Source organism: Zhongshania sp., from assembly GCF_047636175.1.
Classification (GTDB): Bacteria; Pseudomonadota; Gammaproteobacteria; order Pseudomonadales; family Spongiibacteraceae; genus Spongiibacter.
On record NZ_JBLIKC010000003.1, the window covers coordinates 156,817 to 179,200 of the forward strand.

16 protein-coding genes and 1 pseudogene are annotated in these 22,384 nt (G+C 44.8%); 9 read left to right on the plus strand and 8 right to left on the minus strand.

Translation table 11 applies throughout. The features are described from left to right. Positions 1 to 47 precede the first annotated feature (47 nt). The 3 genes from ACI955_RS02800 (at position 48) to ACI955_RS02810 (ending at position 4,454) form a co-directional block, all read left to right on the plus strand. On the plus strand, positions 48 to 2,858 hold the full coding sequence (locus ACI955_RS02800) for a LuxR C-terminal-related transcriptional regulator (RefSeq protein WP_415242209.1): 2,811 nt from the start codon (positions 48 to 50) through the stop codon (positions 2,856 to 2,858). 313 nt (positions 2,859 to 3,171) lie between these two features. Beyond that, positions 3,172 to 4,074 carry a metal-dependent hydrolase gene (locus ACI955_RS02805; protein WP_415242210.1) on the plus strand — a complete coding sequence of 301 codons (903 nt, stop codon included), beginning with the start codon at positions 3,172 to 3,174 and terminating at the stop codon, positions 4,072 to 4,074. A 50-nt stretch (positions 4,075 to 4,124) separates the two neighbouring features. Further along, complete coding sequence (locus tag ACI955_RS02810) at positions 4,125 to 4,454, plus strand: 2Fe-2S iron-sulfur cluster-binding protein (RefSeq protein WP_415242211.1); 330 nt, start codon at positions 4,125 to 4,127, stop codon at positions 4,452 to 4,454. Between the two features lie 67 nt (positions 4,455 to 4,521). On the opposite strand, the gene ACI955_RS02815 is transcribed toward ACI955_RS02810, so the two are convergent. Further along, positions 4,522 to 5,520, minus strand: coding sequence for an AraC family transcriptional regulator (locus ACI955_RS02815; RefSeq protein WP_415242212.1), 999 nt, complete (start codon positions 5,518 to 5,520; stop codon positions 4,522 to 4,524). A 189-nt stretch (positions 5,521 to 5,709) separates the two neighbouring features. Between ACI955_RS02815 and ACI955_RS02820 the strand changes: the two genes are divergently transcribed. Both ACI955_RS02820 and ACI955_RS02825 read left to right on the plus strand, forming a co-directional pair. Then, entirely contained in the window at positions 5,710 to 6,603 is an 894-nt protein-coding gene (locus tag ACI955_RS02820) for a fatty acid desaturase family protein (protein ID WP_415242213.1), read from the plus strand. A 125-nt stretch (positions 6,604 to 6,728) separates the two neighbouring features. Then, positions 6,729 to 7,145, plus strand: a complete 417-nt coding sequence (locus ACI955_RS02825; protein WP_415242214.1) for an MAPEG family protein — start codon at positions 6,729 to 6,731, stop codon at positions 7,143 to 7,145. Positions 7,146 to 7,249: 104 nt separating this feature from the next. Here the strand turns inward: ACI955_RS02825 and tatC are convergent. The 3 genes and pseudogenes from tatC to ACI955_RS02840 form a co-directional block, all read right to left on the minus strand. Next, positions 7,250 to 7,993: pseudogene (gene tatC, locus ACI955_RS02830) on the minus strand (twin-arginine translocase subunit TatC). Between the two features lie 2 nt (positions 7,994 to 7,995). Beyond that, a complete protein-coding gene (gene tatB, locus ACI955_RS02835) occupies positions 7,996 to 8,364 on the minus strand; it encodes a Sec-independent protein translocase protein TatB (protein WP_415242215.1) in 369 nt (122 codons plus the stop codon). Positions 8,365 to 8,403: 39 nt separating this feature from the next. Next, on the minus strand, positions 8,404 to 8,625 hold the full coding sequence (locus tag ACI955_RS02840) for a Sec-independent protein translocase subunit TatA (RefSeq protein ID WP_415242216.1): 222 nt from the start codon (positions 8,623 to 8,625) through the stop codon (positions 8,404 to 8,406). Between the two features lie 361 nt (positions 8,626 to 8,986). Between ACI955_RS02840 and ACI955_RS02845 the strand changes: the two genes are divergently transcribed. Together ACI955_RS02845 and ACI955_RS02850 are read left to right on the plus strand one after the other, a co-directional pair. Continuing rightward, positions 8,987 to 9,805: an OmpP1/FadL family transporter gene (locus tag ACI955_RS02845; protein WP_415242217.1), complete on the plus strand. Its 819-nt coding sequence runs from the start codon at positions 8,987 to 8,989 to the stop codon at positions 9,803 to 9,805. Between the two features lie 7 nt (positions 9,806 to 9,812). Beyond that, complete coding sequence (locus ACI955_RS02850; protein ID WP_415242218.1) at positions 9,813 to 10,253, plus strand: hypothetical protein; 441 nt, start codon at positions 9,813 to 9,815, stop codon at positions 10,251 to 10,253. A 227-nt stretch (positions 10,254 to 10,480) separates the two neighbouring features. Here ACI955_RS02850 and ACI955_RS02855 read toward each other — a convergent pair whose 3' ends face one another. Beyond that, positions 10,481 to 13,267 carry a LuxR C-terminal-related transcriptional regulator gene (locus ACI955_RS02855; RefSeq protein ID WP_415242219.1) on the minus strand — a complete coding sequence of 929 codons (2,787 nt, stop codon included), beginning with the start codon at positions 13,265 to 13,267 and terminating at the stop codon, positions 10,481 to 10,483. A 582-nt stretch (positions 13,268 to 13,849) separates the two neighbouring features. Here ACI955_RS02855 and ACI955_RS02860 point away from each other — a divergent pair. Further along, a complete protein-coding gene (locus ACI955_RS02860; RefSeq protein WP_415242220.1) occupies positions 13,850 to 14,881 on the plus strand; it encodes an AraC family transcriptional regulator in 1,032 nt (343 codons plus the stop codon). A gap of 165 nt (positions 14,882 to 15,046) precedes the next feature. Here ACI955_RS02860 and ACI955_RS02865 read toward each other — a convergent pair whose 3' ends face one another. From ACI955_RS02865 to ACI955_RS02875, 3 genes are all read right to left on the minus strand, one after another. After that, positions 15,047 to 17,155, minus strand: coding sequence for a PQQ-dependent dehydrogenase, methanol/ethanol family (locus tag ACI955_RS02865; RefSeq protein WP_415242221.1), 2,109 nt, complete (start codon positions 17,153 to 17,155; stop codon positions 15,047 to 15,049). A 275-nt stretch (positions 17,156 to 17,430) separates the two neighbouring features. Then, positions 17,431 to 18,699: a cytochrome P450 gene (locus tag ACI955_RS02870; RefSeq protein ID WP_415242222.1), complete on the minus strand. Its 1,269-nt coding sequence runs from the start codon at positions 18,697 to 18,699 to the stop codon at positions 17,431 to 17,433. Positions 18,700 to 18,723: 24 nt separating this feature from the next. Then, a complete protein-coding gene (locus ACI955_RS02875; RefSeq protein ID WP_415242223.1) occupies positions 18,724 to 19,047 on the minus strand; it encodes a 2Fe-2S iron-sulfur cluster-binding protein in 324 nt (107 codons plus the stop codon). Positions 19,048 to 19,853: 806 nt separating this feature from the next. Between ACI955_RS02875 and ACI955_RS02880 the strand changes: the two genes are divergently transcribed. Then, positions 19,854 to 22,334, plus strand: a complete 2,481-nt coding sequence (locus ACI955_RS02880; RefSeq protein ID WP_415242224.1) for an efflux RND transporter permease subunit — start codon at positions 19,854 to 19,856, stop codon at positions 22,332 to 22,334. Positions 22,335 to 22,384: the final 50 nt, after the last annotated feature.

Here is a 22,384-nt window from a genome sequence, read left to right on the forward strand (position 1 = left end):
ATAAATATCTAAAATAATTTTATCGTCATGCCTCCTGACAGATTTAAATGTTTGAAAATAATAAGGATTCTCCGGCAGTGGACACCGCTCGATCAATATTTAGCCAATTTCAAATACTGGAGGCGAAGTTAAAGCCGCCGTATCTCCGGGCACAAGCGTTTGCGAGAGAGTCTTTAACCCAGGGAGTTGAGGCTGAGGCTGCGGCGACGCGTTTGCTTACCCTTATTGCTCCCGCAGGGTCGGGGAAAAGTACCTTGATGGCGGAACTATATAATGGCGCGCTAAGGAGTGGGCGGCATTGTTGTTGGCTAAGTTTGGATGTTGATGACAATGAGTCGGCTATCTTCTCAAAGTACTTTATAGCTTGTACATACGGTGTCGATATTAAAAGTGCAGAGCGTGAGCTGGCATTTCTTAAATACAGCTCGATCAGAGATTGCAGCGCTTTATTTGATACGCTTTTAGCGAGAATAATTTCAATCGGCACAGAAATAACGATTTTCGTCGATGACTTTCAGTATATTAGCAATTCAGAGATTATTCGATTTTGGAATCGTTTGATATTGCATGCGCCGCCGACAATGTGTGTCGTCATCGCCGGCCGAAATAGACTGCCTTTGGATCTAAGCCGGCGTCAGATTTCCGGAATGCTTACAGAGATTACGCAAAATGATCTAAATTTGACGGCCAGTGAAATTCAGCGTTACTTGCATCAGGCGCACGATATACCTTGCGAAATTAAATCAGCAGAAATTCTGCATCATTCAACTGAGGGGTGGGTGGCCGGTGTGCAGCTGGCAGCGTTGGCAATATCAAGTTCTAATACGCCTGCGGCAGATTTTATAGAGGGATTTACTGGCAAAGACAAGTCTTTGACTGAATATCTACTGCAAACAGTGCTCAGTGAATTACCTACCGATGTGCGAGCATTTTTACTATCTTCATCGCCACTCATTCGATTTTCAGCAGTTCTTTGCGATCATATAAATGAAGCAGACAATGGTCATCAAATAATAGAGTATCTGGATAAAAACAATATTTTCGTCGTTTCTGAAGACCGCGACGGAATATGGTATCGCTACCATCATCTATTCGAGGATTTTCTTCGTTCAGAGTTAAAAAAACAAAATCCTCTTCAGTATAATAAAATCTGTATCAGAGCCGCTCAGTGGTGGGAGTCGCAAGACTTATTAACAGAATCAATACAGTATTATTTAACTGCCCATAATTTTGACAAAGCAGCCGACTTGATTACTGCTAGGGCGCCAGATATTGCCTTGCTGCGAGGAGATCATTACACGATATTAGATTGGATGCGGAGGTTGCCGGAGAAGTATCACACCAGTCAGCCGCAGCTATTGTTAAATCACGCGTGGTCATGTGCATTTAGTCGAGATCCTGAGCGATCGATCGAACTTTGTCATAAGGCGCTTGCTGGTTTAGAGGACGCCACTCTGTTTGATTGGGATTTAGATAAGGCTACGATAGAAACATGTTACTGGCAGGCTAAGACAACCGAGGTGATAGCCACAGTCGTTTCTGATGAGTTGATTAAGAGTGCAGGTAAATGTAAGCAAATCCTAGATACAATACCAAAGACCGAACTATTTGACATTTCATCTATATATAACTGTTTGGCCTACTCAATGCTTGGCCAGCGAGAATATGTAAAGAGTGCTCACTACGCTGCGGAAGGATACAAATTCTCGATCAAGTCTGGATCAAACTATGGATCAGTTTGGGCAGAGTTCCTTGGCGGTCTGGCTAATGTCGAAATGGGTAAGCTGAGGGCCGCCTCAGAGAACGCCAGTAAAGCATCCCATAAAGCCGGTCCTGCAAGCGATAATAATATCTCGCTATGTGCTATGGCTGATTTTATACGATCAGAAATTAATGTTCAGAAGTGTAACTTTAATGTTTCAACAGGAAGCTCCGGTCTGGGGCGCTCCTTTATATCCTTGTACGGTCCGGTCGAGCCACTATTAGCTGCAATTAGAAATGAAGCAAGACAATTGGTATGGGGAGGGAAGTTTGGTTTAGCGTGGGAGGTTTTGCATCACGGCCAAGAGATAGCGCTGTCGACTAATCAGGGGCGCTTACATTTTGGGCTTGTTGCTGAGGAGATTGAGCTTCAAATATGGAGTGGACAGGTTGCTGAGGCTAAGGAAACGCTAACGAGAACGCATTTCTTTACTTTTGATACCAGTGATTTGTCTACAGAGTTAATTCCGGCGATTGAGGATACGACACAACTGATCTTGGCCAGAGTCCTCTTAGCTGACAATCAAGCCGAAAAAGCTCTTAAAATCATTGTAAGGCTTATCAATGCGACAAGAATAAAGAACGATAGTCGTATTCGACTACTGCGAACTCTGGCAACCATGAAGGCGGTTGCGCTATGGAACAATAACCAAAAGAAAGAAGGTGTTCGCGAGTTAGATAAGGTCATCAACGATGCGGCGCAAGAGGACCACGCTTACCCAATTTTAGTTTCTGGGCGTCAGCTTTTGCCTATTCTTGAAGAAATTCAATCAAGGCATCACCAGGGTTTAGATAGCGCCGAGTTAAAAGTTAAGAATAACTTTGTTAATCGACTACTCCTGCTATTAAACGGCGAAGCTGCCGAGCCAGTCGTTGATCTTAAGACTGTCAATGTTACTGGCCGATATGAGCTCACCGGTAGAGAAATCAGCATACTTAAGCTGATAGGCGCTGGTATGGCGAATAGCGAAATAGCTGGCGAGCTGGTGATTTCTATAGCAACCGTAAAATGGCATCTACATAATATTTATCAAAAAATTGATGTGAAAAGTCGAACAGCTGCTGCAGCTTATGCGCGCAAAATAAGTTTGATATAGATACTAGGTCCTGCTGGGCGACAAGCGCCGGTCTAAGGTCTTGAGTGAAAGGCAGAATCTCTATGCGGATTATGCGTCGATGCCATCTATTATCTCAGGAGTCTTTGGCATTAACGGTGTTGATACCATTGGCACTGATCTCTTCTTGGCCTAAAGTTCTGATTTAAATGCATAAAAATAAATGTCTGCAACACCCGTGGTTCATTCTTTCAATGGGTTTCCAGTAAAAAAATTGCGAAACCCAACCTATAGATCGGCTCTGATAAGCACTTAGTATGTGATCCTAACAAAATATTAGTTGGAGACAATAACGATGAACACACTTCCTTCGATGCACCCAATGGACGAGATTCCTGTTAGAGCACTTCAATTCAATTTGGACAATGTGAAGTTCCAAGACCCACTGTGGAGTCAGACTAAGCCAGAATTTTCCATGTTCATCAATGCTCTTGGCGTTCACGTGCCCTACTTTGAGCGATATTTAATCAAAGCCTTATCCGGCGCTAAAAAGCTCATAAAGGATGAGGGATTGCTGAGCGATGTTTCCCATATCATTGGCCAAGAAGGCCATCATGCAAAGAATTTTATTAGCGTCAATCGTTGGCTTTCAAAGCGATATCCTGAAATTGCTAGTAAGGATAAGCAGGCTCGAGATTATTTCGCAAAGCACGCTAAAAATGATGACATGAAGCGCTTGCTTGCCTTCACCGCAGGATATGAAACATTTACTTTCCTCGGAGGAATGATCGTTCTTGATAACCATGAGAAGTGGTTTAAAGACAGCGATGGAGTCATGACCGCGTTATGGATATGGCATCAAGTTGAGGAAGTCGAGCATGGTGCTGTCGCATTTGACGTCTATCAGCACTTGTATGGAGAACACGAGTGGTATCGTAAGTGGATGGTTTTACTCTCACTTAGCCATATTGCCAAAGAGACTATTCAAAGCTATTGGATAATGGCAAAAGTAGAAGGCTGGACTAGAAACCCATTTACTGCGGTAAAAAAAGTGGGGTTTTGTCTTCTAATGCTAAGTCTGTTTCTGAAATCAGCTTTGCCGGTCTTCAAAAGAGGCTATCATCCGCGGCAACATCCTATGGTCACTACCACGCAAAATCCGATTCAAATCGCATGGCGTCGATTTGAGCGCGCTGGCGCAGACGTTCTAGAAATAAACCATCAGCGAATGGCTGAAATGATGAATTTCGGAAAGTAATAAAAATAATTGAAAATAATATAAAAACATAAATACAGGAAATAAATATAGTGGGAGCTAGTGCCGAGGACGTTACAATTACATTTATAGAAAGTAGCGGTATTGAGAAAGTGGCCGCTGCAAAAATTGGAGAAAGTTTAATGGTGGTAGCTACCAATAATATGGTGGTTGGCATTGACGGTGACTGTGGCGGATCTTGTGCATGCGGCACCTGTCGAATATTTGCTGATGTCAGTATTCCTAGCCTACTTAAAGATCCCGAAGAGATGGAGTTGGACATGCTTGAATTCGCAGCCGACGGGGATTTAGGTCAAAGGCTAGCATGCCAGATAGCGGTCACAAAACAATTTGACGGGATAAAAATAAAAGTTGTAGAGTGATAATAAAAAAATTATGGTGTGATGGCAGCTGCCTGCGATCTTGGCATCGCACATCGCGAGCAACTGATTAGTCTACCATGACGTCTGATGAAGGCTGGTCAGCGTTTGAGTTGTCTCTATAGTCTCTTGGTGAGCAGTCGCTCCAGCGTTTAAAAGCGCGAGTGAAGCTGCTGGTGTCGGTGTAGCCTAAATGTGCTGCCAGTTCCTCGATCTTCATATCGCTATCTATTAGTAGCTGAAACGCCATTTGCTTGCGCTCTTCTTCAACTAATACACGAAAGCTGGTATTTTCACGATCTAATTTGCGCCGTAGTGTTCGGCTAGAGATTGTCAGTGCGGCACTGACATCGTCTAGTGACGCCATTAGTCCTAACGGACCTAGAACTTGTTGTCGAACCCGATCCGATATTCCGCCGGGTTGACGTTGCCGAAGCTGCCGAGCGCATTGATCCGCCAGTGCGCGGGCCAGTTTAGCGTCGTAAGTAGGCTGCGGTCTATCAACATAGCTTAGAGGTATTCGGATGGAGTTGTATGCGCTTCGGAAACTCGGCTTGATGCCGCAGATCGACTCGATATAGCTTGTGTCGGCAGTAGCAGGCCCAGTGAAGTTGGTTTTTAAATTTTTAATTTCATTCAGGCTAAGCTCTTTAATAACGGCGATACTGGTCGCCATATCTCGCTCCAATAGAAACTGACGGAGATGAGTGGGAGTCGACTGAGGGTTCAAGTGCAAACCAAAATAGTCGCCTTGTTCGAATGAGCTGATCTCGCAGTACGCGGTACTTAAGGGCAAAAATCGCAATGCAGTTTGAAGAGCATCTCTTAATGTTCTACAGGTTCGTAGAGAGAATCCCCAAATTCCAAATGTGGCTATATTATAGCAAAGTCCAATTTTAAAACCGAGCGCCGCCACATTTGGTAGTGCAAGTATTAGATTTTCAATAAGCCGCATTTCTTGTTCACGGCGGATAAGTGCGCCGCCGTCGTTTAGTTTATGCTCAGAAATATCGGTCCCACATAAGCAGGTTTCAATATCGACACCATGCCCGGATGCGAAATTTATCATTACCTTGCTGAAAGCGACGGGTCGAAGCGTATTTTCAATTTCTAGCATTTAGATAGCTCGATTTGATCGGCAATTAAATATGGCCGTAAGTGCTGTGTGAAAGGACATATCTGCAGTGTTATTTTTATTTATTCAGCGCTAATGTACTGTTAAATAATTGAAGTTGTCAATCTAGATAAAGGAATGAATATGCAGGATGAATTAGCTGATTTAAACAAGCAGGCAATTGCCGCGGCCATAGGGCATATGGGAAAAGTTGCGTGGCCGACATTGGCGCTTACATTCTTAGTTTGTAGCCTTTTCATTCCCTGTTTAGTACTTTTTTCTTATGGTTACATGTCAGTTTGGCTTGCCACGCTTCTAATTGGAATACTCACCTATATTTCATATACAAGTTTACATGAGGCCGTGCATGGCAATATCGGTGGTAATAAACCGCACTTGCGGTGGCTGAATGGGCTTTGTGGCTACGCTGTCGCGCCAATAATTGGTATCGCTTATGCCTCTCATAAACATGAGCACTTCACGCATCACCGTTTCACTAATGTTGAAGATAAAGATCCGGATTTTCGTATAAGTGGAATGGGTAAGGGGCCGGTAAGAGCTGTGTTAACCGTACTGTGGTTTTTCTTCGCGCAGAATGCTTTTTTTGCAAAAAACAATTGGCACTCAGCCAAGCTAAAAGATCGTGTCCTGTACGTCACTGAGTTGTGTGTGTCGCTTGGTTGGCGGGGTCTTATTATTGCAATTGTAGATCGCCCAGGTATCTCAGTTGTTGTGATTCTTGGTTATTTTATTGGCGCGTGGTGTGTGAGCTACTGGTTTGCCTATCGACCACATTTTCCCTACGACAATACTAAACGCTATCAGAATACCAGTAGCCTGATTATGCCCTCTTGGATGCGCCCTTTTGAGTGGTTTTGGTTGGGGCAGAATATCCACTCCATCCACCACCTATTTCCACGGGTACCGTTCTATCGCTACCATGCTCTTCACCGGGAGATTGAACCAATACTTCGCGCCCATGGAACACCAATTCTCGGAATATTCAGTAGGAAGCCAATAAAGGATCCCCAGTCTTAAAGAGAATTCGGAGATAGTATAATATTGCTTTCTGAAAAAAACCGGATCAGTGTAATAAGAGATCATATTTTTAATAAGTGGCAGTGATGTCTTAATGTACTTAACTTACTAGTGGAGATAATATAATGACATCTTCCTTATTCGGAATGGCCGGTTATACTGGCTGGGTGCTACTGCTACTACTTACTATTATTGCCTATCGCGGGTTTATGGTGATGAGTTTTAAGCGTAAGGCTGATGCCTGGACGCGGGGTGGTGAAACTCAAGATGGTCCGCTATTGAAGCGAATTTGTGATGCACTTAGCAATAGCTTGGAAACTGCGCCATTATTCTTTGGTATTATTTTACTTGCCAATGTTAGTGATCAATCAGCGGTAACTGATGGTTTAGCAATGACGTATGTCGGCGCTCGTATAATACAGTCGGTTTCGCACATTATTTCCGTTCACCACCTGATGATTTTCGTAGTGCGCTTCCCCGCGTTCCTCGCGCAGGTGGCAATATTAATATGGTGGTCGCTGTCGCTTACGTCTGTGATTTAAGCAGATAAGCCAATCACGTTATTAGGCTGATGTTGATGCAGGTAGCGCGGGCGACAATGCTTAGTCCACACTCCTTAGCGTGAATACTATCTGCGCAATTAGAATTATTGCACCTCTATTTTTGTAATGAAAAAACTGAAGAGTAGACCAAGTTTAAACAGTATTAACATGGGAACTGCGAGCAATACTTGGGATATTATGTCGGGGGGAGTTAAAATCATTCCTACGATAAAGCAGCCGATAATAACGTAAGGGCGTTTTTCACGTAATGCCTTTCTGCTTGTTATGCCACTGCTCACTAGGAGTACGGTAGCTATCGGGATTTCGAAGGTTATGCCAAAAGCGAGAAATAGTTTAAGCACAGTTTTTAGATATAGTGAAATATCTGGTGTGTAGGATACGCCTTCAGGCGTGACACTACTGAAAAAGCTAAATACTAGGGGAAAGGCCACGTAAAAAGCAAAGGCGATACCGGCATAAAACAGAATCACACTTGATATTAATAGCGGTATGCCAAGTTACCGCTTATTGCGATAGAGTCCGGGGGAGATAAACCCCCACAGCTGGAATAGAAAGACAGGCATTGATAGAGCGAAGGCGGCACAAAGCACGAGCTTCAGGGGTGCCATGAAAGTGGATGTCACATCGGTTGCGATCATACTTCCTCCTTCGGGTAGGTACTGGAGAAGTGGCCCGGCAACAAGACTATATATATCGTCAGAAAATGGTATTAAGCACAGCGATAATATTAATATCGCCGCCAAAACACGTAGAAGTCGTTTTTTAAGTTCGGTTACGCAATCCGTCAGATTAGAGCTACTAATAGTGACTGCGGTATTTGAGGTCATAATTAATGAGGATCTTTTTTCGTGCAAAGCTGATGGTCAGCTATATCTGCATCGGCCTCCGTCTTCTCTAGGCTTTGCGTGCTGCCCTCTGCTATATCGCCTTGTGCTGAGGAAATAGTATGCTGGAAGTTTTTCTTTAACTCTGCAATATCAGATTCTATTTGGTTCGTTGCTTCATTCTTTAATGTATTCTGTATTTCCCCTGCGCCAATTTCATGTTCAATTTCATAGCGTAGTTTATTGACGGTGCGCTTTATTCGACCAATATAGAGTGATCCGGTGCGAATAGCGCCTGGAAGTCGCTCCGGGCCAAGAACAAGCAAGCCGACTACGGCGATGACTATTAGCTCAAGGAAGCTCATATCGAACATGGTTGATAAGTTCCAAATCTGACGCTGAGGAGCAGCTTGCTATTCTGGGCGATTCTTATTCTCGCTTAACATTTCCGCCGAGTTGATTTGCTGGGCATCTTCTTTTATTTTTTGATCAAATCCTTTCATCCCGTCTTTGAAGCCCCGTAATGCGCCGCCCAGATCACTGCCCAAGTTGCCTATTTTTTTTGTTCCAAATAGTAAAACAATTATGGCTAAAACTATAAGTAGTTGCCAGATACTGATTCCGCTGATACCCATAAATAATCTCTGCAAGTAATTGATGACATATAAGAGCATACGTCTGAGATGGTTTTAACTGAAAATTCTGCATTTTATCCCCGTAGTAACCGTCTTTTTATAATTGTCGGTTTTAAGTGGTAGCAGGAATGTTTACGTGCAATAAGTATAACTGCTCAATACTCATATTAGAAAGCCGATTTAAATTCTATTTTTAAAATAGAGCTGGAAGTTAAGCATTATTTTTATGTATGTCTTTAGATGATAAAACCTTGTCCTCTACAGGCAAGCTATTTGAATTGCCTACGCGCACCCTCCTACGGACTTTAGTAACAGAATATATTTTTCTAGCTGTTCCTTAAATAAGATCTGGCGTTCTTATGTGCTTAAATCTGAGATAAGTGTTATGTGGCTTAGAATAGTGATTCCATTTATGTTTTTTTTTGTGGCTCCGGAGAGCTATGCAACGAATGGATTATCATCCCATGGATATGGGATTGTTAACAAGGGTATGGGCGGAGCGGGTGTTGCCTGGTCTCAGGACTCCTTGTCAGCTGCAACAAATCCAGCAGGTATGAATTCGGTTGGCAATAAGCTAGATTTTGGTGCGGAAATATTCTCTTCTCACCGCGGCTACGCAGTCACGGATGGCACTCTGGTGTCGCCGGGTGAGGGTACATTTTACCTATCTGAGGGTAGTGAAAGAAGTAAGAACGTAAACTTTATTATCCCGAGCTTTGGATACAATAAAATGCTTGAAAACGGCTCATCCCTTGGTGTCTCTGTATATATGAGCGGTAATAACACGGATTATTCTGGTGACACGTATTTCGGTGGTGATGCGGGGATTGATTTGAACCAAATATTTGTTGTCCCTACCTACTCTTGGCGCCTGAATGAAAATCATGCTTTTGGTGTGTCTCCTACTCTAGCCTATCAGACCTTTGAGTTTAGTGGCGTGTCTCAATTTTCCGGATTATCCTCGAATGGAAATAAAATGAGTGATCGCGGTCCTGATCAAAGCTGGGGCTATGGTCTTGCTGTCGGATGGCAGGGGAGTTTAAGTAAGTCGATACACGTTGGCGCCAGCTATCGATCAGAAATTCGCATGGGAAAGTTGAATAAATATTCGGGGCTACTAGCGGAGCAAGGTGATCGTGATATTCCGGCAAACTTGATAGTCGGCATGGCATGGCGGTAATCATAATGTGGTTTTTGATATTCAGCGAATTGCTTACTCTGATGTTAAATCCACCGCGAATCGATTTTTACCAAACTTAAAGGAGAGTCAGCTGGGGGACGACGGTGGTGCTGGCTTCGGCTGGAAACATATGACTATTTATAAACTGGGTTACCAGTGGGATGTGCGCGCTACTACCAGCTTACGAGCAGGTTTGAATTATGGTGAACATTTTGTTCGCGACTCCGAGATTTTCTTGAATTTGATGTCTCCGGCTATTACAGAGTGGCATTACACCCTAGGTATCAGTGAGCAGTTATCGCCAAGATGGAAAATCAATGGTGTCTTATATTTTGTCGAAAAAGGTGTTTTGAAGGCTCCCAACCCACTGGGGCCTGAGCAGACACTAACGATATATATGTATCAATATGCCGCAGGTCTTAGTTTCACTTATGATTTTGACGGTTAGTTGCTATGTGTTGCGAACTACACGATCTCTTAATCAGACCAACACAATAACGATTACTGAGATGGATGTGTTGACTATGCCCTTGCTTTGGGTCGTCTAAAGCACCTTCGAGACTCAGGTGGCGGGATAAGTCCAAACTGCATGACTAGCGTGCTGCCAGACCGTGGTGGTTGGCAGTATCCGCACTAGTAAATACGCATAGTTAAAAGTAAGCGCCGAGCATCAATCTATCTTAAGTTCGCATTGTGTCCATAGGCAGCGGCAGCAGTTCTACTACGAACACCAATTTTCTGAAATATATTGTGGATATGCCATTTAACGGTGGCGACCGATAATTGCAGCTCTCCGGCGATCTGATTATTATCGAGCCCAGGAACGATAAGTTTTAAAATATCAAGCTCCCTGCCAGTTAGTAACTTGGTAACATCGATATTGCTTTTTCCGAGCCCCATTTTACGCTCTGGAGTATCTAGATCACCGTTGATAGAGGATATGATCCTTTCGATAAAATTGTATTTCACTGTTAACTCGTTATCTATTAGTAGGTTTTTCCTCTTAGGCTGAATCTCCTTAAGCATTTCGAGAATTTCACTGCCAGCCATGACTATCTCATAGGCGTGGTCTTCCGGTGCAGCGGCGTCTACTACTCGCGCCAATTCCCTCACGCCTTCCTTTGCCGAGCCGTTTCGCCATAGTCCAAGTGCTCTTAATGAGCGCATTTTATGTAGAAATCGAACTCTTGTGTCGTCGGTCTGCACGGTCGACTTAATAACATTACTTATTCTCTCAAGTGCTTCATCGACTTTACCGTCAGCCATCAAGACGCGGATCTCGATAACCGCTATTGTTTCCTCGATCCACGGTTTAAATTCGATGGGTAGATTGATGTGCTCGGATGAATAGAAATTCACCCTTCTGATTGTTTCTTTGGCAGAGTCAATGCTATCAAATCTAAGCTGTAACTCGATCTCTTCTGCGAGTAAAGCAAAGTACAGTCGAAATTGATTAGTGCTAAGCGCCAGATCCTGACCATTGCGTAAAATCTTGCGTGCACTATCGAATTGTCCATCCCAAAAGAGATGTCTAGCATCCCCTCGTATCGATGTGAGTAGCGGTTCAGCGGGCCCGTATAGCGAGGTAAAGGTATGGGTAAATTTTAATCGATGTTGCAACACATCAAAATTGCATTTTTGAACATTAACTTCATTATGAATAAAGTCAGCCATTGCGCGCAAATACGCATTGTGAACATGCTCAAAACCAGCGGTAGCGGAAGCGCGATTAGCATCCTCAAGTGCGCTATGTAGCCGGCCCAATTCAATATTGGCAAGGCCAGAAATAAAGTCTGCCCAGACTGCGGCGAATTTAGAGCCAGCCTGAATACTATATTTATACCCTTCTGCGGCATAATTGACGCTTTTTTGATACTCCCTAAGCCCGAGACAAGCATACGCCATCACTGAATAGGTTGTCGCAAGTGCGAGTACCTGTAGCGGTGGTGCCATTTCTATTATGGATTCGCACAACATCATACTTTTACTTAACTTATCTGATACGACTGTTGCAATTGCCTCTATTGATTTGGCGAGCCAGAAAGCATCGTCACTCTGATCTTTATTCAACGTCCAGCAATAAAGATCGGGGTCGTGTATCCCCGCAAAGACTTTTCTGCACAGAGTCACGGCCAGCTTTGGGTCGCGAGAGAAGGTGCTTGACCATGCGTGCACCAGCAGTAATTGGGGGCTTGAGGTATGGTATTCCTGAGGAAGTCTGCGCATCCAATCAAGTACCGTAGAGTGATCGCCGCTGAGCTGGGCTAAATTTGGGCCTCTTTTGGTTATTAGTCCAGCTGCTTTATTAAAATCCTTCGCTAGCAGGCAATACTGAACCGCTTCATTAAGTAAGTCTTCACTCTCACACCACGTCGCGGCGCTGATGCAAATTATGTCGTATTTTTCTAGATTGGATTTCCTGAGCTCGCTCCTTAAAAAATCAGAAAATAGATGGTGGTAGCGATACCAATGCTCAACATTATCTTCTGGAACAATGAATAAGTTGCTCTGATTAAGATATTCAAGCATCTCCCTACTATTGCTACGTTTGCAGACATGGTCGCAAAGCTCTGCGGTGAATCTCGTTAGCGGTGCAGTGGTCAGTAAGAATTCGCGAACTGCCAGAGGAAGGTCGCGTAAAACTGTTTGTAGAAGATACTCGGTTAAAATTTTATCTTTGCCTGTAAAGCTTTCAATGTAACTCACGGCATCGACTCGATCTCGACCAATTGCCAGTGCTGCAAGTTGAATGCCGGCAATCCAACCTTCGGTAAGTGACTGCAGTAGTACAGCTGCGTTTTCAGGAACGTCTGTCTCATGAACTTCACGCAAGTATCTTGTAACTTCGCTAGCACTTAGGTTGAGATCACTTTGGCTAACCTCAGTGATCATTCCAGATATCTTTTTCCGGCCAAGGTCTAGAGATAACTGATTTCGGCTCCCTATTACAATTCGGAGTAGGGGTGTTGAGTACTGCAGCAACTTATTCCAGAATTTGATAATGGTGGGATTTGTTATGAATTGAAAATCATCGACAAAGACAGCCGTCTCAAGCTGAACATTGACTAATCTGGTTAATAATATATCTAAAAATTGCTCATAGTTTCGGGACTGTCCGGCATCAAGGAAGGCGGACTCGCTTTCTTCGAAATTCTGGCCGACATCACAGCTGCTGGCGAGTATATACTTGGAGAAGATCGCTGGCTCATTATCGTCAGAGTCTAAACTTAACCAGAAACATTGCTCTCCCGCTTTCTCGCTCTCCTCGAAAATCTGCGCCATTAATGTGGTCTTGCCAGAACCTGCAGATGCAATCAATGTCAGCACACCTGACGTTGAATGCTCGTGCATGATAGAGCGTGTTAATTGCTCGCGGTAGAGGATAGCATTTCGAAGAAACGGCGGTCTCAGCTTTGATTCGATTAAGCGATATTGGCTAGCTAGTCGAGTAATAGCGCTCACGGTAAAAAACCTTATATATTATTAGCTGAAAAGTATAAACGTTCTGTATTTGACGCTTATAGTAGCATTAGTCTAGCCTAGGTACCGGGGCTAAAATAATATCTTGTATGACTGAAAATCGGATTCTTAGTACTCATTGGTGAAGCATATTTCACGTGATATTTATAAGTCTGCCGAAGCGATGATTAAGCACAGAAATTTCGTTGCTATTCCTTGGCTTGGCATAGTTTGAACTAGATTGGTATCTTCGTAGCAGGGGCGGCATTCCACTGCTTATGTTCATCCTCTAATGAAACGTGCTATTGAAAATGCTCGCGCATTCAAGCCCAACACGAGCTGGCTCAATGCATCTCAGCTATGCCTAGATCACAATGAATAAGTACCTAAATCCTACTGTAAGCACGACTATTAATACGCGCAAAGACCCTAGTACACAAGTGGGCATATAAGTATACTGAGCGAAAGTATTGGACTGTAGGGCCGTAACTTGCGGTTATCAATATAGTCGTTCATACGCTAGCGAGTTTGAGCGTTTGTATAGCGATTTCAACAAAATAGTTATAATAATTTGTAAGAGGGCTGATGACTGCACGTATAAGAAGTAGCTGTCTAAAAGGGTTTGATGCTCTTGTCGGTGAGTTAAACGGAGACGTCAAATCTCTCGTAACGGGCGCAGGTATCGATTGTGGTCGTTTATCCGATGAGGATTATTTTTTTCCGTTTGCCGATTTTACTCGCCTACTTTCTAATAGTGCGGACAAGCTAAATTGTAGTGACTTCGGCCTACGCTTAGCTGCCATTCAGGATCAAGAAATCCTCGGTCCGGTTGCGTTTCTTGCTTTGGCGTCTGCTGACGTGCGAGAAATTATAAATAGCGTTGGACAGTTTCTTTATCACTATACGCCAGCGATAGCACTTTCCTTGAAAGAGAGTGAGAGGAGCTATGCCTGCCTTGATTTTGTCGGCTTGCATGCCTCCAGTCATGAGCAAGTGGTTGAGCACACCGTGGGCTGTACCTACAACATCATTTCGTTATTGACGGGTGGTCTTTTGCGGCCGATCACAGTTAATTTTCGCCACGCTATGATTTCAACGCAAGAAGAGTATCAAGCGATTTTCAATTGTCCTGTTTTTTTCAATCAACACCATGATGAAATTGAACTAGATACTCAATGTCTGGAGTTAAAGCTTAGCTCTAAGAACCCAAGTCTTCACAAACTGGTCTCCAACTACTTGTCGATGGTGGAAATAGAGACTGATTTGATCTCCCGCCCGATTGTGCTCGCAAGCCACCAGGCGCGTCATTTGATTAAAAAATTGCTGCCAACGGGTCATGTTACCCGTGAGTTGGTGTCCGAGAAAATGAACATGCAGGGTAGGTCGCTACACCGCAAGCTTCAAATGGAAGGTTATACCTTTGACTCCCTCGTCGATGTAGTTCGTAAGCAAGAAGCTGAGAAATTACTAAAGATTCAACATATTCCGATGTCGCAGATTACCGGAGCGCTTGGCTACAGCGAGCAAAGTTCATTCAATCGAGCATTTAAGAGGTGGTTTGGTGTTTCGCCTAGAGAGTACATGTCTCGGACGACGCATGGAAAACTTGAGGGCTAAGGAAGGTCGGAGCCCGATATTGACTGTGAAATACCAAATCAGGGTTGAGATAGTCTTTGCAATATTTATTTGTGCTGAGACTTCCATCCTCCTTATGGAAGGCGGAAGTCTCATGCAGAGCAGTAGTTAGGATAAGGACTAAAGATCCAAGTTATTGCCTATGCTTTATTTACCCTCAAAACTCTTGTGGGCACGAGATACAATGTACGCTCGTATAGTATTTAGGTCACTTTTGTTAAGTACATTGCTAAATGACGGCATACCTTTGGCGCTTGAGAGGCCCTCATGGGCAACAAGACTCAAGGCTTGATCGCTACTAAGATAAGGTGTCCAGCGCAGGTCAGGTACTAGGCCGCTAGAAATAGCGTGATCGCCGTGACAGACCGCGCAGTTAACATCATAAAGTTGTTTGCCACTCGCAATAGTTGCGGCGTCAGCGTCAGACTTTGGTGGTGTTGGTTTGTTGACCACTAAATTTCGCAGGGCTGGCAGTTCGGCTTTCGCCCCCAGTTTGAAGACCATTAATCGCCCCACTCCTCGACTAACACCGGGTGTGGCTTCCTCTTGGGGAAGTACTCCGCCATACAGCAAAGCAAATGTGCCGCCCCAGCCTGACGCAACGGCGATATATTGCTCGCCATCCAGTTCATAGCTGATTGGTGGTGCAACGATGCCAGTCTGCGCAAAAAAGTCCCAGAGCGGCTCGCCATTGTCTGCGCGATAGGCGACTAGCTTGGCACCGGCGTTGCCCTGAAATACCAGACCGCCGGCTGTGGCAAGCACACCCCCGTTCCAGGGACTATCGTGCTCAACCTGCCAGGCACGTTGCTGCTTTCTTGGATCCCAAGCGATCAAGCGCCCTTTGAGCAGGGCTTTAATAGCCTTGAAATCAGCTTCATCCGAGGGTAGCGATGTCTTAGTCATGTCGGCGCCGGTATTCCAGCGACCTTCTGTGTATTTAAAATCCTCATCTTTGGCATATACGAACGGGGTTTCTATGGCTGGTATATATACCAAACCGGTGTTAGGGCTAAAGGCCATGGGGTGCCAATTGTGTCCGCCAAATGGACCGGGCATTTGAGTATGTGGTGCTTGACTGCCATAGCGTGCGTCGGGGTTCTCCACAGGCCTACCGGTCGCTAGATCAATATGGCTAGCCCAATTAACGGGTACGTAATTTTCCGCCGACAGTAATTTGCCAGTGGCGCGGTCGATCACGTAGAAAAAGCCATTTTTAGGCGCCTGCATAAGAACTTTACGGGCTTTGCCGTCGATCTCTAGATCCGCAAGAATCATGTGTTGGGTGGCGGTGTAGTCCCAAGAATCACCCGGAGTGGTTTGATAGTGCCAAACGTACTCACCAGTATCGGGGCGTAGCGCAACGATTGACGAGAGGTAGAGATTATCGCCACCATCTGGGCTGCGTATGCTTTGATTCCAAGGCGAGCCATTACCAACGCCGATATACAGTAGGTCTAGCTCCGGGTCGTAGGACATAGAGTCCCACACGGTGCCACCGCCGCCGAATTTCCACCATTCTCCTGTCCACGTCTTGGCCGCTTTAGCCATGGCAGCATTCTCAAAACCGTCGGCCGGCTTACCGGGAACAGTATAAAAGCGCCAAAGCATCTTGCCGTTGTTAATATCATAGGCGGACATATATCCGCGTACGCCATATTCTGCGCCGCCGTTGCCAATAAAGACCTTGCCCTTAACAATACGTGGTGCCCCAGTAATGGTGTAAGGCTTGCTTTGATCGACCGTCACTACGTCCCATAATTTGGCGCCGGTTTTGGCGTCCAAGGCCAGCAAACGGCCATCAATAGTGCCTGTAATTACTTTTCCGTCGGCATACGCTACCCCGCGATTTACCGCGTCGCAGCATGCATCTGCGGCTTTACTACGATCGACTTTGGGATCGAACTGCCAGAGCAGGGTGCCGGTTCTCGCGTCCAAAGCTGAGACGATATTCCATGTCGCCGTAACATAGATAATGCCGTCAACGACCAGCGGTGTCGACTCGATGCCGCGACTAACACCAAGATCGAAAGACCAGGCGAGACCAAGATCGGAAATATTCTCTGGGGTGATTTTTTGTAGGGGCGAAAAACGCTGTTCGGCATCGCCGCCCCCGTGTTTACTCCATTCGACAGCGGGTTCAGGCGCTTCAGTTGTAAGCTGTGGAAAGGGAACGTATGAGCAGGCAAGCAGTAGCAGTGAGAGCAGACTAAGTACGATAGTTCCCCCATGCAAGCGGATAAATTTTAGGGTCATTATTGTTAACTCCATGGATAAAATGGAAAGCGTTTTACAAGTTCAGAGCGTGAAATAAGATGCTCGTGAACCGCTAGCACCGAAAAGCTAAATTTGCCTCAGAGGCCTTCTTCATAATTCCCGTCACCTACTGTTAGTGTGTTGGGCATATACTTATAAGCCTGAGAGAAGTAAAAATTAGTGAATTAATATGAAATACGGCACATCGTTACTTTTATGGAGAATAGTTAGTCTCTGCGCGCAGCTGGGCCGCGCACTGAGACCATGGTTACCGTCTAGCTAAGAGGCGACAATTTCACACCCATATAACTATAACCTTTGGCAAAGTTCGATTTTATGCCTACGGGCCCACTAACCACCTCAACATTCGAGAAACGATTCAAGATCTCTTCCCAGACAATTCGCAATTGCATTTCCGCTAGCCGGTTACCCATGCAGCGGTGTATACCATAGCCGAAAGACAGATGGCTACGCGCATTCTTACGATCTATGATGAGGTCGTTGGGATTTTCGAAAACGCTTTCGTCACGATTACCCGACGCGTACCACATGACCACCTTGTCGCCCGCTTTAATCGACTTACCGCCAAGGGTAACGTCATGGTTGGCTATCCGGCGCATGTGGGCCAGCGGTGTTTGCCAGCGGATGATTTCAGAAATCATATTTGGGATGATGGATGGATTGGCCTTAAGTTTCTCGAACTCATCAGGAAATTTATTTAGCGCAAAAACGCCACCGGTTAAGCTATTTCGGGTGGTGTCATTGCCGCCTACAATGAGGAGCACCAAGTTGCCAAGTAATTCCATAGGCCGGTCCATCATGTCTTTGGTTTCATCGTTTGCTTGCATTAATGAAATCAAATCTAGACCGGTTTCGCCATCGGGCTTATCCTCTGTTAGGCGCTGCATCCACAGCTTTTGGAAGGTTTCTAAGCAATCACCTAAGCCCGCGGCGCGTTCTTCTGTAGTAAAATCCCCGTCTGTAAGTTCGGGCGTACCTGTCGCTAAGTCCGACCAGTAGGTTAGTTTGCGGCGGTCTTCGAATGGAAAGTTAAACAGAGTGGCTAGCATCTGCGAGGTTAACTCGATAGATACTTTATCTACCCAGTTAAACTCCTCGTTTAATGGTAAGTCATCTAAAATTTTGCAAACACGAGACCGAATTAATGACTCCATTGCGGCGAGATTCTTAGGCGCTACTACTGATTGTACGGCCATTCGCTGCTGATCGTGTCTAGGCGGATCCATAGCTATAAACATTTCGAGCGGTATTTCATCCTCAAAGTCACCGATAAGTATCCCCGGCTCAGAAGAAAATATCTCATGATGTTTGTCGACATATAGAATGTCTTCGTAACGAGTAACCGACCAAAAAGGCCCAAATGGGCTCTCGTTCTGAAAATGTACCGGGTCTTCATCCCGAAGGCGTGAGAAGTAAGCTTGCCATGCATCGCTTTCAAAGAGGCGGCCACTGCTAAAATCGAGTTCTTCCAAATCCAATGAGTAGGGGTCTGGTACGAGCGGAGTTTTTATAGGAATGTTCATGTTATGCTCCTTTTGGATAGTCTTTTACATTTGGTGTTCTGGGAGGTTGACTACAATTCCGTGCAGCTCTTTGGTGATGACTATTTGGCAGGCAAGTCTTGAATGTTCGTTGAAATCTGGGGTCATTTGCAGCAAAGAGATTTCTTCTGAATTTTGGCTATCAAGTCGGCCAGTCCAATTTTCGTCAATAATGACATGGCATGTCCCGCAGGCGCAGTTTCCACCGCAATCCCCGTCAATGCCTGGGATTAGGTTGTTTGTTGCTGCGCTCATCAACGTCTCGCCTTCAGACGCGCCAATCTCAAACGTGGAGCCGGTGTGATCAATGTAATTTATTTTTATCATCATAATCGTCCTGTAAGTGAAAGTGGTTCTAGTGAACTTAGTCTTGAGGAAATGATACTAATAAATATCACTAGAAATATTCCATGAGACTCATCATCTTCAATTTTTGGAATTCAGTAGCGTGTTATAAAAAATAATAACTGACCACAGCTGATAACTTGGATGTCAGAAGCTCAGCGGCAGGCCACCCTTACATGAAAATTTTTAAAATCTAACTATTCTTCTTTATGCAGTAAACGCAAGTCATTGCATTGGACTAGTAAATACTAAAAACAAAAAATCATATTATCTTATTGGGACAATTGTTTGTCTTTTGGTAACTGCAGTCGCTGTAATCTGCACGGCGCTAAATATTATATTTAATGTCTCTTCCGTGATAATGCAAGGAGAAAAGTTGCGATAAGCTTCATTTCTGTATTTCTCTTCAAATACCTATCGTTAGATAGGCGTTCTCATAGCAAGTTTTCACCAATACCCCATCAAAAGGTTTGGGCGCCGTGTAATTTGATGTGCAATTATAAACCCCACGTTAGGTATGTGTATTTGAGCAACTTAAGAGTCACGGTTAACTCTCTTAGTATGCAAGAGCGATGACTGGGCGCTTGCTTAAAATCTTGGTCATCACTGCTGATAATGCGCTGTGTCGGTGCTTCGTCCGGTCGACCGGACGAAGTGCCGAGCTTCGGTTTTCAGTGAATATGATAAGAATATGGCAATGTGGGATGGTGTTTCAGCCCGGCATCGATAATAAGAAATTGGTTGAAATAAATTCCTAGCATTTACCAAAATATAATAAATGAGGATGGGGAATGGACAATTATCGTTTTCGACTTGCGGCGTTGATAATGCGCCACAGGTTGGTGGTGGCGCTTATATTTCTTGCTATAACCGTTTTTTTCGCAGTTGGTATTCAAGGTCTAACAATAAAGACGATATTTTCAGACTTACTGCCGGCAGATGACCCATATGTTCAGGTTTTCAAGGATCACCCAAACTTCGGTAATCCACTAACCGTCACGGTTATGATAAAGCGTAAGGATGGCGATATATATAATACCGATACCCTTCAAAAAGTTTGGGATTTCACCCGTGCCATTGATTTAACCCCCGGTATAAACCACGACTCTCTTATTTCAATAGCGACCGAGAAAGCGCGTTACGCGGAGGCAACTCCATACGGCATTGATATGAGGCCATTAATGGGCGACTCGGTGCCGTCGAGCCAGAAAGAGTTAGACAAATTCCGCCTAAATGTTGAGCAGAGCCCCAATGTCCGAACCTTCTATGTGTCTGGCGACGAGTCGGCCACCTTGATTACCGCGGCCTTTATAGAGGATCTATTAGACTACGATGTCGTGTTCAAGTCCGTGCAAATGCTGGCTAAGGAATATCGAGATGACAATCACGAAGTCTATGTCGTCGGTCAGCCAATACTGACAGGATGGGTGTATAAGCTACAAAATCAAACTTATATGATTTTCGGTATTACGGTATGTGCGCTAATTATTGCGCTCGCCTTATATATGCGTAATATCGCAGGTACATTAACGCCGATAATTTGTAGTACCGTTGCCGCTATATGGGGCTTTGGTATGGTCGGTTGGATATCGTCACCTATCGAGCCGCTATTAATGATTGTGCCCCTTCTGCTAGTGGCCCGATCATTTTCTCATTGTGTTCAATTTAGTGAGCGTTATTACGAAATCTACGCCCACTTACAAGACAAGAAAAAGGCAGCCGAAGTGACGATGGGAGTCATGATGGCGCCTTCGATTCTCGGCGTTGTCACCGATACATTGGGCATTGTATTTATCGCGTTAGCGCCAATCCCCGCTATGGAAAGGTTTGCGCTGTTTACCGGATTTTGGGCTATCAGCATCATCCCCACTGGCGTGTTTCTTATATCTATTGTGCTGTCGTACTTACCAACCCCAAAAAACATTGACGCTTTGACTTCCCAGGATGAAGTCTCATCAGGGGTTCAGGGTCTTCAGCTTAAATTACTGAACGCGATAGCCAATGTTACTCACGGAAAGCGTGCAAAGTTGACGGCGGTTATTGCCACGGTTGCCACGGTGGTGGCAATTGGCATCGCTATGCAGATTAAAATTGGTAATCCTGTTGAGGGCTCAAATATCCTCTGGGAGGACTCGGACTTTAATACCGCAATACGCGCCGTAAATAGCCACTTTCCCGGGGTTAACACCCTCGAAATAATTCTTGAATCCAAAACTCGCGATATTAATAATCGCGTGGTTAGAACACCCGAGGCTGTTCGGGTTTCCTTGGCAATTCAGTCTATGGTTGAGTCGGATGAGGTGCTGGCTCCCAGAGCAACATTGTCGTTTGCCGATTATATGATGGAGTCAAACCGATTGTTTTCCGGGGGCGACCCAAAGTGGTTGCCCCTAGATCCTAATGCGGCAGCTGTAAGAGCGGCAGGCACAGCGGTGGTATTCGGCACCAATCCCGTTAACTTCTCTCATATCTCAGACTTCGAATTTCAAAACTCGACCATCTCGCTTTGGTATAAAGATAATAAACAGGAAACGGTTGATGCTGCGCTGGCAAGTGCTCAGCGTGCGGTCGATAGCGTAGGTGTGGAGCACGCCGACTTCACCGTCAGAATGGGGTCTGGGACTATCGCGCTTCAGCAGGCGATGAACTCAGTAGTAAGTCGCTATCACTGGTTAATTCTGGGTCTCTTGAACATCGCCATATTTGGTGTTGTTGCATATGCATACAAGTCTACTGTGGCTGCGCTGATCATACTGATCCCTGTTAATATCTCAAATTTCATGTTATCGGCAACTATGCATGTATTGGGTATTGGCTTAGATATAAATTCGGTGATGGTGGCGGTTCTCGGCGTTGGGGTCGGTATCGATTACGGCATCTATTTGATGTCTAGAATTTGCGAGGAATATACCCCGGAAGTTGGCTGGGCCGATGCAATTACGCGGTCGATTACAACTACCGGCAAGGCAATCATGTTTACGGCAACAATTATGTTGATTGGCATAATGCCTTGGTATTTGCTATCTGACTTGAAGTTTATGGCTGATATGGGGCTACTGTTAGTCGCAATTATGCTTATCAATATGGTTCTCTCCTTAGTTGTACTTCCCCTGCTTGTTTGGCTGATCAAGCCTCACTTTGCTAGCAGAAATGACCTCATGATCGGAGAGGGAATTGATCTAAGTATATTCTTAGAAGATAAAGATACTGAGAAGAAATCGGAGGAAATTATCGATTTTCAAGGAGGGGACGCAGTACTCGTAGCTCGTTAAATAGAAGGTGTGAATCGAGACGTTTAGTATGTGATATATAAATAGAATAA